The following is a 12,930-nucleotide window of genomic DNA, read 5'->3' as shown; positions in this document are numbered from 1 at the left end:
ACGAATTCGCCGACATGATGATGATCGTCGGCAAGAAGGTCGAAGAGCTGATCGCGCGCCTGGCACAGAAGGCGCGTGCGGCCGGCATCCACCTCATCCTGGCCACCCAGCGCCCGTCGGTGGATGTGATCACCGGCCTGATCAAGGCCAACATCCCGACCCGCATCGGTTTTCAGGTCAGCTCCAAGATCGACTCGCGCACCATCCTGGACCAGTCCGGCGCCGAGACCCTGCTGGGCCACGGCGACATGCTGTACCTGCCGCCGGGCACCGCGATGCCCGATCGCGTGCATGGCGCGTTCGTGTCCGATGAGGAAGTGCACCGCGTGGTGGAGCACCTCAAGGCCAGCGGCCCGACCGACTATGTCAGCGGCGTGCTGGACGAAGTGCAGATGATGGGCGATGGCGTGGTGGTCGGTGCCGGCGGCCTGCCCGAGGCGAGCAGCAGCAGCGGCGACGAGTCCGACCCGCTGTATGACGAGGCCCTGCGCATCGTCACCGAGACCCGCCGTGCGTCGATCTCCGGCGTGCAGCGCCGCCTGAAGATCGGCTACAACCGCGCCGCGCGCCTGATCGAGGCGATGGAGATGGCCGGGGTGGTCAGCCCGCCCGAACACAATGGCGACCGCAGCGTGCTGGCGCCGCCGCCACCCAAGTAACGCCGGGCGCGCCCCGGCCGCCCTGCACAAGGAACCTGCAATGAAGCCGATGGTGTGGATGATGTGGGGCGTGCTGCTGCTCGCCCCGGGCGTGGCACCGGGTGCGCCATCGCCGGCCGCGCCGCCGGCGTCTGCGTCGGCGTCGGGACCGGGCAGCGACCAGGCCCAGGCCACCAACAATTTCAGCTTCGTGCGCTATCGCGCCGACTACGCCGTGCGTGCCGACGCCGGCAGCGTGCAGACCGAAGAGTACGAAATCCTGCTCAAGACCAAGGCTGCGGTCGAGCAGTTCAGCCAGGTACGGCTGAGCTACAGCGAGAAGATGGAGGCGCTGGAGGTGCTGGCCGCCTACACGCTGACCGCCGATGGCCAGCGCCGCGACGTCCCGGCCGACCGCATCTACACCCAGGAGAGCTACTCCAGCGCCTCGGCGGCGATGTATGCCGATCGCAAGGTGCGCGTGGTGGTGTTCCCCAATCTGGCCCCGGGGACGCGCGTGGTCTACAAGACCCGGCGCACGCAGAACACGCCGTATTTCCCGGGCTATTTCGGGCTGTGGGAAACCTTCAGCGTGTTCACCCCGTACGACGATGCGCAGGTGACGCTGACCGCGCCGGCCAACCTGCCGATGTTCGTGCAGCAGCGGGGCGTGCAGGGCAGCCAGGCGCCGACGATCCGTGACGGGCAGGCCCACTGGGCGTGGCGCTACCAGCGCGGCACGCCGATGCAGTCGCAGAACTGGTCGGCCGCGCCCTGGGAGTTCAGCCCCACCATCATGGCCAGCACCTACCAGGACTGGGCGCAGGTGGCGCGGGCCTACCAGCTCAAGGGAGGCGAGGCGGCGCAGGTGACCCCCGCCATCCAGGCCCTGGCCGACCAGGTCACCGCCGGCATCGAGGATCGCCGCGACCAGGCCGCCGCGCTTTATCGCTGGGTCGCACAGAACATCCGCTACGTGGCGGTGTACCTGGGCAATGGCGGCCTGGAGCCGAACGCGGCGCAGAGCATCCTCGACAACCACTACGGCGACTGCAAGGACCACGTGGTGATCCTGGAGGCGCTGCTGGCCGCGCGCGGCATCCAGAGCAGCGCGGTGCTGATCGGCGCCGGCGGCGGGCCGAGCCTGCCCGCGATCCCGCTGCTGGGGCGCTTCAACCACGCCATCACCTACATCCCCGAGTTCGACCTGTACCTGGACTCCACCAGTGCCTACGCGCGCTTTGGCCAGCTGCCCGATGGCGACCTCGGCGCACCGGTGCTGCTGACCCGTACCGCCACCGTGGCGCGCACGCCGGACAACGATTCACGCCGCAATGGCAACCGCGTGGAAGTGGATTTCCGTTTCGACGCGCAGGGCAACCTGAGCGGGCAGACGGTGCAGCAGCCCAGCGGCGTCACCGAGATCGCGATGCGCAACTCTTTCGCCCGCCTCAACGCGCAGAACCGCGCCCGCGTGGAGGAGTCGATCATGGCTTCCTCCGGTTTCGATGGCACCGGCGCGCTGACCCTGCTCGGCGACCCGCAGGACCTGACCCGCCCGTTCAACTACCGCTATGACGTCCACGCCAGCGACTACGTGGATTTCAGCGTGGTGGGCGGCATGCCGCTGCCGGATGCGCCCGGCGCCGAATCGGTGCGCGGCATCTACGCCACCACCTCGGCACCACGCAATGACGCCCCGTTCTACTGCACCGACAGCCTGCGCGAGGAGACCTACCGCCTGCAGTTTCCGGCGGGGGTGCCGATCGTGGGGATACCGCGCAGCCAACGGTTCGACAATGCGGCCGGTGAGTACACCCTGGACTGGCGCCGCGACGGGCAGACCGTGATCGCCCGCCATCGCCTGCACCAGCGTGCCGTACGCGGCCCGCAGGCGCTGTGCCAGCCGGGCGATTACGAGGCCTTCCGGGCGCTGTACCAGGAGGTCCGGCGCGGCTTCCGCGGCCAGGTGGTCTACGGCGACCTCGGCACCGTGCAGGCCAGTCCCTGAGGACGGCCGCCGGTTTTCCCAGCGCCTGCCGGCGGCGCATACTATGCCCTGATCGCCCATTCAGCTTTGCATGGGCACACTGCCTGCCATCCTTTCCATTTGTCCGGATATCGCCCATGCACACATCATTCCGCCGCACGTTGGTTGCCGCCACCCTGGTCCTGGCCAGCGTCGGATCGGCCTCGGCCTGGGCCGGCGCCCGCGATGACCTCAACCGCTTCACCCAGGGCCTGAAGGGCCTGGACGGGCAGTTCAGCCAGCAGGTGTTCGACAGCAAGGGCAAGGTCAAGGAGAACACCAGTGGCCGGGTCGCCCTGTCGGCGCCGCGCCTGTTCCGCTGGGAATACATCAAGCCGCACGAGCAGCTGATCGTGGCCGACGGCAAGAAGGTGTGGGTGTTCGAACCGGACCTGGAGCAGGCCACGGTGCGTGCCCAGGGCGCCGAGGAGCAGAACAGCCCGCTCACCGCGCTGATCAACCCGGCGCTGCTGGACAAGCAGTACGACGTGAGCGAAGAGGCCGCCGCGCGTGACGGCCTGCAGTGGCTGTCCCTGAGCCCCAAGCGCGAGACCGATACCGCCTTCCAGTACGCCGCGCTGGGCTTCAATGCCCAGGGCCTGGCCCGGATGGAGGTGGTGGATGCGGTCGGCCAGCGCACGGTGATCAATTTCACCGGCTGGAAGCGCAACCCGAGCTTTGCCGCCGGCACCTTCAGCTTCGCTCCGCCGAAGGGCACCGACGTCATCGGCGACTAAGCCCGGCACCGGCGCCATGCCGTCGCCGTGCACGCGCTCGCGATAGAATGGGCGCGTGGCCAGAAACCGAACGACATTCAACGGCCCCGATCTACTGACCGTGGATCGGGACAACATGCGCCCGCTCGCCGAGCGGATGCGCCCGCAGACACTGGATGAGATGGTCGGGCAGAAGCGTCTGCTCGCCCCGGGCAGCGCGCTGCGCCGCGCCGTGGAGTCCGGGCATGTGCACTCGATGATCCTGTGGGGGCCGCCCGGTTGCGGCAAGACCACGCTGTCGCTGCTGCTGGCCCATTACGCCGATGCCGAGTTCCGGGCCATCTCGGCCGTGCTGTCGGGCCTGCCCGAAGTGCGCCAGGTGCTGGCCGAGGCCGCGCAGCGCTTTGCCGAGGGGCGGCGCACGGTGCTGTTCGTGGATGAGGTGCACCGCTTCAACAAGGCCCAGCAGGATGCCTTCCTGCCGCACATCGAGCGCGGCACCATCGTGTTCGTGGGCGCCACCACCGAAAATCCGTCCTTCGAACTGAACTCGGCGCTGCTCTCGCGCTGCCGGGTGCACGTGCTGGAGTCGGTATCGCCAGCCGATATCGTCGAAGCGCTGGAGCGGGCCCTGCACGACAGCGAGCGCGGCCTGGGCGCCGAGCACCTGGAGGTGGCGCCGGCGTCGCTGCTGGAGATCGCCACGGCCGCCGATGGCGACGTGCGCCGTGGCCTCACCCTGCTGGAAATCGCCGCCGAGCTGGCCGGTGGTGACGGTGGCCGGATCAGCCCGGAGATGCTGGTGCAGGTGCTGGCCGACCGCACCCGGCGCTTCGACAAGGGCGGGGAGCAGTTCTACGACCAGATCTCGGCGTTGCACAAGTCCGTGCGCAGTTCCAATCCCGATGCGGCGCTGTACTGGCTGACCCGCATGCTCGACGGCGGCTGCGACCCGTCCTACCTGGCGCGGCGGTTGACCCGCATGGCGATCGAGGATATCGGCCTGGCCGATCCGCGCGCGCAGTCGATGGCGCTGGAGGCCTGGGACATCTACGAGCGGCTGGGCAGCCCCGAGGGCGAGCTGGCCTTCGCGCAACTGGTGCTGTACCTGGCCAGTACCGCCAAGTCCAACGCCGGCTATGCCGCCTTCAACCTGGCCAAGCAGGAAGTACGCGAGACCGGCACCCAGGAGGTGCCGTTGCACCTGCGCAATGCGCCGACCAAGCTGATGAAGGAACTGGGCTACGGCAAAAGCTACCAGTACGACCACGACGCCGACGGTGGCATCGCGCTGGACCAGACCGGGTTCCCCGATGCGATGGGTGAGCGGGTGTACTACCAGCCAGTGGCGCGCGGGCTGGAGATCAAGTTGAAGGAAAAACTGGACCGCCTGCGCGCCGCGCGTGAGCAGGCGCGTGCCGACAAGGGCGAGGGCTGATGGGTGGCATCGGCGCCTGGTGGCAGCAACTGGGCCTGGTGATGGCCGGTGGCGCGCTGGGCGCGGCGCTGCGCTTCATGGTGGGCGACGCGATGCTGCGCCAGTTCGGCAACGGCTTTCCGTGGGGCACGTTGACGGTCAACCTGGTCGGGGCGTTCGCGGCCGGCTACGTGATGGTGTGGCTGCAGAGCCGCGGGCAGGCCGCACTGTACTGGCGCGCGTTCCTCATCATCGGGATCATCGGCGGCCTGACCACCTTCTCCTCGATGATGCTGGAGACGCTGGTGTTCGCCAGAACCGATCGCGGGCTGATGATGCCGCTCTACCTGGGCGTGAGCCTGGTGGGCGGGATGGCGCTGGTGTGGGCGGGCGCGCGGGTGGCCGACGCCTGGCGGTGACGGCCGCCGGCGCGGGCCGGGCCGCGCTGCGCGGCACGCGATGCACGAAAACCGCTGAAAATGCTGGATTAAAGTGATGTCTCACGATATCGTGCGCGCCCCCGTTCGCATCCTCGTCCCGTCATGCGCGATGAACAAGACCCCGGCACCTTGGAGCTGACGCTGCCGCGCAAGCGCGGCCGGCCGCCCACGTTCGGCTACGCCATGACCGATGCGCAGCGCGCCGCCCGTTACCGCGCACGCCGCGCCGGGCAGGCCGGACACGCCGATGTGCGCACCTGCAGCGACATGGTGCTGCTGGACAAGATCCGCGCGGCGATCAGCAGCAAGGACCCCGAGCTGACCGGCTTTCTGGTCCACGTGCTGTGGCAGCGCTACCCGCTGCAGCTCAAGTAACGCGCGCCGCGAGCGGGGCCACGGCCTGTTGCAGGTGGGCCAGCAGGCGCCGCGCATCGTCCCAGCCGGCCGGCTCGGCCAGGTCCAGGTCGCACAGGTCGTGGGCGGTGCCGGCCAGCTCGGTCTGGCCCATCAGGTGCAGCGCCCCGCTGATGCGGTGGGCATGATGCTGCAGGGGCGCCGCCTCGCAGCAGCCCAGCGCCTGCTGCATCGCGGCCAGGTCCTCGGCCAGCGAGGCCAGCAACGGCTGCCACAACGGATCGCTGCTGGACAGCACACGGGCCGCGCCGGCCTCGGCTGACGCCCCCAGCCCAAGCACCGCCAGCAGGTGGCGCTCGTCCAGCGGCTTGCACAACACCGCATCCATCCCGCTGGCCTGGCAGCGCTGCACATGCGCTGCCGAAGTGGCCGCCGACAGCGCCACCAGCAGCGCCGGCGGATGGGAGTGGGCGCGTTCGAGCCGGCGCAGGGCGTGCGCCAGCTGGTAGCCGCTGAGGTCGGGCAGGGCGCAGTCGATCAGCACCAGCGTGGCTGGCGTGGCGGCCTGCAGGCGCAACGCGCTGGCGGCATCCTGGCAGGCGTCCACGCTGGCGCCCAGCGCACACAGCCGATGGGCCACGAACGCGCGGTTCACCGCGTGGTCTTCCACCACCAGCGCCCGATAGCCGGCCAGAGGCGCATTGTCCTGGCCCGCTGGCCGCGCCTCGCAGGCCACCGGCAGGGTCACGTCGAATCGACTGCCTTCGCCCGGCGTGCTGGCCAGCTGGATGCGCCCGCGCAGCGCGTGCACCATGTCCCGGCAGATCGACAGGCCCAGCCCGGCGCCGCCGAGTGCCTGCGACTGCGCATCATGGGCCTGCGCGAACGGGCGGAACACCGCCGCCTGCCGCTCCGTCGGGATGCCGATGCCGGTGTCGCATACGCTCAGGCACAACTGGTGGCCGTCGGCGGCCAGGCGCAGCGACAGCGCCACGTCGATGTGGCCGTGCGCGGTGAACTTGAGCGCGTTGCCGAGCAGGTTGTTGAGGATCTGGCGCAGCGCCGCGGCATCGGTGCGCACCCGCGGCAACGGATCGGCAGCCACGTGCAGGCACAGTGCCAGGCCCTTGGCCTCGGCAGCGGGGCGCAGCGCGGCGATGCAGTCCTGGGCCAGCGCGGTGATGTCGTACCAGTCCAGGGTGGGCTGGAAGCGGCCGGCGGCCATGCGCGAGTAGTCCAGGGCATGGCCAAGCAGCTGGCGCAGGCCGGTGCCGGCGGTGCGCGCGGCATCCACCAGTTGGCGCTGGCCCTGGTCCAGGCGCGAGTTGCCGAGCAGGTCGACCGCCGCCACCAGCGCCTGCGCGGCATTGCGCACCTCATGGCTCATCACGCCGATGAAGCGCGCCTGCTGGCGTTCGTTGCGCTGGGCGGCGCGCCGTGCGAACAGCAGCCACGCGCCCGCGGCCAGCAGGGCCGTCACCAGCGCCACTACGCCCAGCAGTTCCCAGCGCAGGTGGCGCATCAGCATGGCCGGCGAAGGGGGATCGAACGGGCGGTGGCTGGCGACATCGCGCAGCACGTTGGCGTGCTGCATCGGGGTGATCGTGTTCATGGCGGCATCGATGCCCTGCAGCAGCGCAGCGTCGGCCTGGCGCGTCACCAGGAACACGTCGCCGGGTACGTCGGAAGGCGCGCTGAGCAGCACCAGGCTGTCGGCATGGCGGCGGCGTACCAACGGCCGGATCAATACATCCAGGCCGAGCGCGGCATCGGCGATGCCGGCATCGACGGCGTTCAATGCCGCCGGCAGGTCCGGTGCGGGCACGATCTGCAGGTGCGGGTAATGCCGGCGCAGCCAGCCCGCGTACCGGCTGCCCTGGACCACCGCCACGCGATGCGCTGCCTGCGCGTCCAGCACCACCTGGGTGCGTCGCGCGTGGCGGACCGCGAGCAGCGCTTCGCCGCTGTAGTACGCCGGCGAGGCGGCCAATGCACAGGGAGCCTCGTGCAGCGGGCCCAGCATCAGCATCAGGTCGGCCTGCTGCTCGCACACCGCCTGCAGGGCGCTGGCATGCGTGTCTACCTGGCGTTCGCTGAAGCGCACGCCCGTTGCCTCGCCGATCAGCGCGGCATAACCGTGGGCCAGGCTGGCCTGGCGCGAGGTGGAGGCGGTGGCGAGTGCGCGGTGCTGGCCGGGGTCCAGCACCACGCGCACGGTGCGCACCGGCGCAGCCGGCGGTGTGGCGCCGACGGGCAGGGCCAGCAGCAGCGCGAGTGCCAGCAGGCAGCGGCGAACCACGCTCACAGGTCCGCCAGCTGGTGGCGCAGCATGTACAGTTCGCCATCGCTGCGCAGGCCCAGCTTGCGCAGCGCGGTCTGCTTCTGCGTGCTCACGGTCTTGATGCTGCGATGGCGCTGGTTGGCGATCTCGGTCACGCTCAGCCCGGCCAGGCACAGGCGCAGCACCTCGCGCTCGCTGCGCGAGAGCACCGCCGGTTCGATCTCGCCGCCAAAGCCGTCGGGCAGGCGGCACAGCCCGGCGGCCACCTGCACCACCGCCATGCCCAGCGCATCCAGGCATTCGGTCTTGCTCACCACGCCGCTGGCACCGGCCTCGATCAGGTTGGACAGCAGCACCCGGCTGCAGTGGGCGGTCAACACCAGCACCCGTACCCAGGGGAAGCGTTCGCGCAGCACGGCCAGCAGCGCCAGGCCCGGCAGGTCATCGATGCTCAGTGCGTAGTCGACCACGGCCACGTCCACTGGCGTGGTGGACAACGTGGCGACCAGGTCGCGGCTGTGTGCGTGGCTGCCCACCACCTCCAGGCGGGGGTCCGAGGAGAGATGGACGAAGGTGCCGTGCCGGACAACGTCGTGGTCGTCGAGCAAGGCGATCTTCAAGGTGCAGGTGGAGGCCTGTCCGCTCATGGGATCTGGTTGCTGTTGGACAAGGGAGGCGCGCTTTAGGAAGTGTTAAGGGATTCTCCCCGTTTGGATGTACGGCAATGCCGCCTCCAACAAAATTTACGACGATTCCTAGGCGCGGTACGCGAGCGCCGTCACTATCCGCACATCGCTTCGTGCAAGGTTTTCACGCTTCAGCGCTGTTGGCGATCCAGCAAACGAATGAAGCGATCGGCCAGTGCATGGACCAGTGGGTCGGTGCCGGGGCGATGCAGCAGCGCGATTTCCATGCCCTCCATAGGCGGCAGGCCATGCCGGCGGGTCAGGGCGCGGTGTTCGCGTGTCATCGCGCGGGCCGGCAGCAGGCTGATGCCCATGCCATCGGCGACGGCGCCCTGGATGCCACTCAGGCTGGAGCTGGTGAAGCTGATCCGCCAGCGCCGGCCCATGGCTTCAACCGCGGCGATCAGGTCGTCGCGATACAGGCCGCGCGGCGGGAAGGTGACCAGCGGGATCGGGTCCAGTGCGATGCTGGGGTTGCGCAGGCTGTCCACCCAGCGCATCGGCTCGGGCCAGTGTGCGTTGGCCACGCGGCTGTTGCGGCGCTGCTTGACCAGCACCAGGTCCAGCTCGCCGTGGTCGAAGCCGCTGGCCAGGTCGCGACTGAGGCCGCTGGTCACTTCCAGCTTCACCTGCGGATGGCGGCGATTGAAGTCGGCCAGCAGCCGGGTGGTGCGCGGGTTGACGAAGTCTTCCGGCACGCCCAGGCGCACCGTGACCGCCACGGTGGCGCCGGCCAGCGCCTGCACCATCTGCTCGTTCAATGCCAGCATCTGCCGCGCGTGGCCCAGCAGGGTCTGTCCGGCATCGGTGGGGTGCACGTCGCCGTGGCCGCGCACCAGCAGTGCATGCCCGGCCATCTCCTCCAACCGGCGGATCTTCTGGCTGATCGTGGATTGGGTGGAGTGCAGGCGGGCCGCGGCGGTGGTGAAGCTGCCGCAGTCGGCCACGGTGATGATCGCGCGCAGCAGGTCCAGGTCGAACAGGCTGCGATGGGGGTTTTCACGGGCGGCCACGGCGGCATCCCCGGTCGGCTTGGGGCAGGAGTTTCACACGCGGTCGCCGTCGGGGCAAACCGCTCGGGTCAGTCCGGCAGTGGTGCGTCGCTGCGTGCCAGGCTGCGCGCCAGGCGCTGGCCGGCGTCGTGCAGTTTCTGCTGGAGCGCGGGCGGGCCCAGCACCTGGAATTCCAGGTCCATCGCCAGCAGCCAGTACACCACCGCGCCGATCGGGCTGGCGCCGAAGGTGAGCAGGCAGCGTGCCTCGTCGATGGCCGCCAGGGTGCCGGCGGAGCCGGGAATCTGCTGCTGCATGGCCGCCAGCGGCGCATGCAGGATCACCCGCGCCTGTTCGTTGTACTCGCCCTGCGCCAGCGACTGGGCCACCCAGCGCCGCAGGTCGCCATCGCCGGGATCGGCGCGCGGGCTGAAGTGTGCGCCGACGGTGGGCACGCCGACGATGCGGTCGATGCGGAAGGTGCGCCAGTCCGTGCGCGCAGTGCACCAGGCCACCAGGTACCAGCGCCGGTCGTTGAGCACCACGCCCTGCGGCTGGACATGGCGCTGGCTGGGCTGGTTGTTGCGGTCGGCGTAGTGCAGGTGCAGTTGCAGCTGGTCGCGGCAGGCGCCGGCGAGGGTGGCCAGCAGGCCGGCATCCACCACCGGGCCGGACGGATCCAGCGGCAGCAGGGTCGAGCGCAGCGCGTCCAGGCGCTTGCGCAGGCGCGGCGGCATCACCTGCTCCAGCTTGGCCAGGGCGGTGATGGCGGTGTCCTCGATGCCGCTGACGGTGCCGGTCACCGCGGTGCGCAGGGCGATCGCCGCAGCCAGCGCTTCTTCGTCGTCCAGCAGCAGCGGCGGCAGGGCGCGCCCGGCGCGGAAGGCGTAGCCACCGGCCACCCCGCTGCTGGCCTGCACCGGATAGCCGAGCTGGCGCAGCCGGTCGATGTCGCGGCGCAGGGTGCGCGGGTGCACCTGCATGCGCTCGGCCAGCGCCGTGCCAGCCCAGTGCGGCCGCGATTGCAGCAGGGAGAGCAGGGAGAGCAGGCGGGCGGAGGTGGTGAGCATGGGCGCAGTGTGTGCGGCGATCGAGGACAGAGAGTGTCCGCAATGGTCGCTAGCCTGTGTCGGCGGTGCAAGCCCATCGGCCCGGCACCCTTATTCGACCATCCACAAGGAGTTCCACATGCCCCTGGTTTTCTATTGGCACCCGATGTCCAGCGCTACCCCGGTGGCGTGCGCGCTGGCCGAGCTGGCGGTGCCGCACGAGCGCGTGCTGATCGACATCCGCAACGGTGAGCAGCGCACGCCGGAGTACCTGGCGATCAACCCCAACGGCAAGGTGCCCTGCCTGGTGGTGGATGGCACGCCGCTGTTCGAAGGTGCCGCGATCCTGCAGTGGCTGGGCGCGCAGTACGGCGTGGCGCAGCAGCTGTGGCCGCAGGACGGCACCCCGCAGCGCCTGCGGGCGCTGTCCTGGACCACCTGGGCCTACGTGACCTACGCCGCGTTGCTGGCGCGCCTGCGCCTGGCCACCCATGACGAGGCGCTGCGCAACCATGACCATGCCGCGGCCGCGCTGGCCGGCGTGGATGAGCTGCTCGACCTGCTGGAAGCGGCGCTGCGCGATCACGACTGGATGCTCGGCGATGCGTACTCGCTGGTGGACCTGGTGGTCGGCTCGGTGGTGGGCTATGGCGTGCACGTGGGCGCGGACGTGGACGCCCATCCGCAGGTCAAGGCCTGGCTGTCGCGGCTGCAGGCGCGGCCGGCGATGCAGGGCGAGGTGTAACGGCGGCAGCGCGCGCCCGGCGCAGGCCGCCGGGCGTGCCGTGGGGTATTCGCAATGTGCATGGAGCGCATGCCGAAATTTAACTGGTGCATGGGCGCGCCACCGCCCTAAGGTGGCGCGTCATCCCTTCGATCCATGCCGCCCCATGAAAACCACGCTGCGCGCCCTGGTGCCGACCCTGCTGCTGCTTTCCGCCCCGGCCTTCAGTGCCGAGCAGGCGGACCTGATCATCCGCCACGCCACCGTGGTGGATGTGGAGCACGCCCGCACCGTGGCCAACCAGGGCGTGGTGGTGCGCGGGCAGGACATCGTGGCGGTCGGCGATGATGCGCTGATGGCCCGCCAGTGGACGGCGGCGCGGGAAGTGCAGGCCAAGGGCCGCTACCTGATCCCCGGGCTGTGGGACATGCACGTGCATTTCGGTGGCGGCCCGGCGCTGGTGGAAGAGAACAAGGCGCTGCTGCCGCTGTACATCGCCCACGGCATCACCACCATCCGCGACGCCTCCGGCGACCTCCCCGAGCAGGTGCTGCAATGGCGCGCGCAGATCCGTGACGGTCAATTGGAGGGTCCCCAGTTGTTCACTTCCGGGGCCAAGATCGAGGGCATCAAGCCGGTCTGGAAGGGCACCCTGGAAGTGGGTAGCCAGGCCGATCTGGACGCGGCGCTGGTGCGCCTGAAGCAGGACCAGGTGGACTTCGTCAAGATCACCGACAGCACGCTGAGCCCGGCGCTGTTCCTGGCGGCGGTGCGCGGGGCGCGCGCCAACGGCCTGCGTGCCTCCGGGCATATCCCCATGGCGTTGACCGTGCAGCAGGCGGTGGACGCCGGCATCAGCTCGATCGAGCACCTGGACTATGCCTACAAGGCGGGGGTCAAGGACGAGGCGGCGATCGCGGCCGACTTCGCGGCCAAGCGCATCGATCGGGCCGAGGCCAATCGTCGGCTGGCGGCGGGCTTTGATCGCGAGACGGCGATGGCCGCCTATCGCGGATTTGCCGCCAGGGGCGTCTACGTGACGCCGACGCTCAACGGCGGGCGCCTGCTGGATTTCCTGGACGAGGACGACCACGCCGATGACCCGTACCTGGCCTACATCGGCCCGCAGTTGCAGGCCACCTACGCCTGGCGGGTGGAGCGCGCCGCAAAGGCGACGCCGGCCCAGATCCAGGCACGGCATGCGTCCTACCACCAGGTGGCGGCGGTACTGCCGATGCTGCAGCAGGCCGGGGTGACGGTCATGGCCGGCACCGATGCCGGCTTCCTCAACTCTTTCAACTACCCCGGCATCGGCCTGCACGATGAGCTGACGCTGTTCGTCAAGGAAGGCCTGACGCCGGTGCAGGCGCTGTCGGCGGCCACCCGCGCCGGCCCGGCCTGGTTCGGCAAGCTCGATCGCTACGGCGGCATCGCCGCGGGCAAGGCGGCCGACCTGGTGCTGCTGGACGGCAATCCGCTGCAGGACATCAATGCCACCCGCACGATCAATGCGGTGGTGCTGCGCGGGCAGGTGTACGACCGGACGGCGCTGGACGCACTGCTGGCGCAGACCCGGGCCAAGGTGGCCGGCTGGAAGGCCGGGC

The 12,930-nt window shown here is 70.0% G+C and carries 12 protein-coding genes; 8 read left to right on the top strand and 4 right to left on the bottom strand.

All coding sequences use genetic code 11. From position 1 onward, the window contains the following. The 6 genes from RSA25_RS16455 to RSA25_RS16430 all read left to right on the top strand — a co-directional run. Nucleotides 1-659: DNA translocase FtsK (locus RSA25_RS16455; RefSeq protein WP_332809921.1), on the top strand; the 659-nt coding region annotated here is incomplete at its 5' end. 40 nt (nt 660-699) lie between these two features. Then, nucleotides 700-2,649 (top strand): DUF3857 domain-containing protein, encoded by a 1,950-nt coding sequence (locus tag RSA25_RS16450; RefSeq protein ID WP_332809920.1) that lies wholly within the window; start codon nt 700-702, stop codon nt 2,647-2,649. 116 nt (nt 2,650-2,765) lie between these two features. Next, entirely contained in the window at nt 2,766-3,404 is a 639-nt protein-coding gene (gene lolA, locus RSA25_RS16445) for an outer membrane lipoprotein chaperone LolA (RefSeq protein ID WP_332809919.1), read from the top strand. A gap of 115 nt (nt 3,405-3,519) precedes the next feature. Then, nucleotides 3,520-4,821 carry a replication-associated recombination protein A gene (locus RSA25_RS16440; RefSeq protein ID WP_332809918.1) on the top strand — a complete coding sequence of 434 codons (1,302 nt, stop codon included), beginning with the start codon at nt 3,520-3,522 and terminating at the stop codon, nt 4,819-4,821. Next, nucleotides 4,821-5,219, top strand: a complete 399-nt coding sequence (gene crcB, locus RSA25_RS16435) for a fluoride efflux transporter CrcB (RefSeq protein WP_332809917.1) — start codon at nt 4,821-4,823, stop codon at nt 5,217-5,219. Before RSA25_RS16440 ends, crcB begins: the two co-directional genes overlap by 1 nt. A 123-nt stretch (nt 5,220-5,342) precedes the next feature. Beyond that, nucleotides 5,343-5,615 carry a hypothetical protein gene (locus tag RSA25_RS16430; RefSeq protein ID WP_259202599.1) on the top strand — a complete coding sequence of 91 codons (273 nt, stop codon included), beginning with the start codon at nt 5,343-5,345 and terminating at the stop codon, nt 5,613-5,615. Here RSA25_RS16430 and RSA25_RS16425 read toward each other — a convergent pair. The 4 genes from RSA25_RS16425 to RSA25_RS16410 all read right to left on the bottom strand — a co-directional run bounded on the left by RSA25_RS16425 (nt 5,608) and on the right by RSA25_RS16410 (nt 10,623). Further along, complete coding sequence (locus RSA25_RS16425) at nt 5,608-7,899, bottom strand: ATP-binding protein (protein ID WP_332809916.1); 2,292 nt, start codon at nt 7,897-7,899, stop codon at nt 5,608-5,610. The genes RSA25_RS16430 and RSA25_RS16425 overlap by 8 nt on opposite strands. Then, nucleotides 7,896-8,522 carry a response regulator transcription factor gene (locus tag RSA25_RS16420; protein WP_332809915.1) on the bottom strand — a complete coding sequence of 209 codons (627 nt, stop codon included), beginning with the start codon at nt 8,520-8,522 and terminating at the stop codon, nt 7,896-7,898. Before RSA25_RS16420 ends, RSA25_RS16425 begins: the two co-directional genes overlap by 4 nt. A 170-nt stretch (nt 8,523-8,692) precedes the next feature. After that, on the bottom strand, nt 8,693-9,574 hold the full coding sequence (locus RSA25_RS16415; RefSeq protein ID WP_332809914.1) for a LysR substrate-binding domain-containing protein: 882 nt from the start codon (nt 9,572-9,574) through the stop codon (nt 8,693-8,695). 68 nt (nt 9,575-9,642) lie between these two features. Further along, nucleotides 9,643-10,623: a WYL domain-containing protein gene (locus RSA25_RS16410; protein WP_332809913.1), complete on the bottom strand. Its 981-nt coding sequence runs from the start codon at nt 10,621-10,623 to the stop codon at nt 9,643-9,645. 118 nt (nt 10,624-10,741) lie between these two features. On the opposite strand from RSA25_RS16410, the gene RSA25_RS16405 reads away from it, so the two are divergent. Both RSA25_RS16405 and RSA25_RS16400 read left to right on the top strand, forming a co-directional pair. Continuing rightward, nucleotides 10,742-11,347, top strand: a complete 606-nt coding sequence (locus tag RSA25_RS16405; RefSeq protein ID WP_332809912.1) for a glutathione S-transferase family protein — start codon at nt 10,742-10,744, stop codon at nt 11,345-11,347. A gap of 145 nt (nt 11,348-11,492) precedes the next feature. Continuing rightward, a partial coding sequence (locus tag RSA25_RS16400) for an amidohydrolase family protein (protein ID WP_332809911.1) occupies nt 11,493-12,930 on the top strand: 1,438 nt, incomplete at its 3' end.

This window comes from Stenotrophomonas sp. (genome assembly GCF_036662295.1).
Classification (GTDB): Bacteria; Pseudomonadota; Gammaproteobacteria; order Xanthomonadales; family Xanthomonadaceae; genus Stenotrophomonas.
The sequence above is the reverse complement of the archived record's forward strand: the minus strand, read 5'-3'. Positions and strand labels throughout refer to the sequence as shown.

Coding starts and splice junctions, on each gene's coding strand:
- lolA (WP_332809919.1), top strand. CDS start 2,766: ATGCACACATCATTCCGCCGCACGTTGGTTGCCGCCACCCTGGTCCTG.
- RSA25_RS16410 (WP_332809913.1), bottom strand. CDS start 10,623: ATGCTCACCACCTCCGCCCGCCTGCTCTCCCTGCTCTCCCTGCTGCAA.
- RSA25_RS16430 (WP_259202599.1), top strand. CDS start 5,343: ATGCGCGATGAACAAGACCCCGGCACCTTGGAGCTGACGCTGCCGCGC.
- RSA25_RS16405 (WP_332809912.1), top strand. CDS start 10,742: ATGCCCCTGGTTTTCTATTGGCACCCGATGTCCAGCGCTACCCCGGTG.
- RSA25_RS16440 (WP_332809918.1), top strand. CDS start 3,520: ATGCGCCCGCTCGCCGAGCGGATGCGCCCGCAGACACTGGATGAGATG.
- RSA25_RS16420 (WP_332809915.1), bottom strand. CDS start 8,522: ATGAGCGGACAGGCCTCCACCTGCACCTTGAAGATCGCCTTGCTCGAC.
- RSA25_RS16450 (WP_332809920.1), top strand. CDS start 700: ATGAAGCCGATGGTGTGGATGATGTGGGGCGTGCTGCTGCTCGCCCCG.
- crcB (WP_332809917.1), top strand. CDS start 4,821: ATGGGTGGCATCGGCGCCTGGTGGCAGCAACTGGGCCTGGTGATGGCC.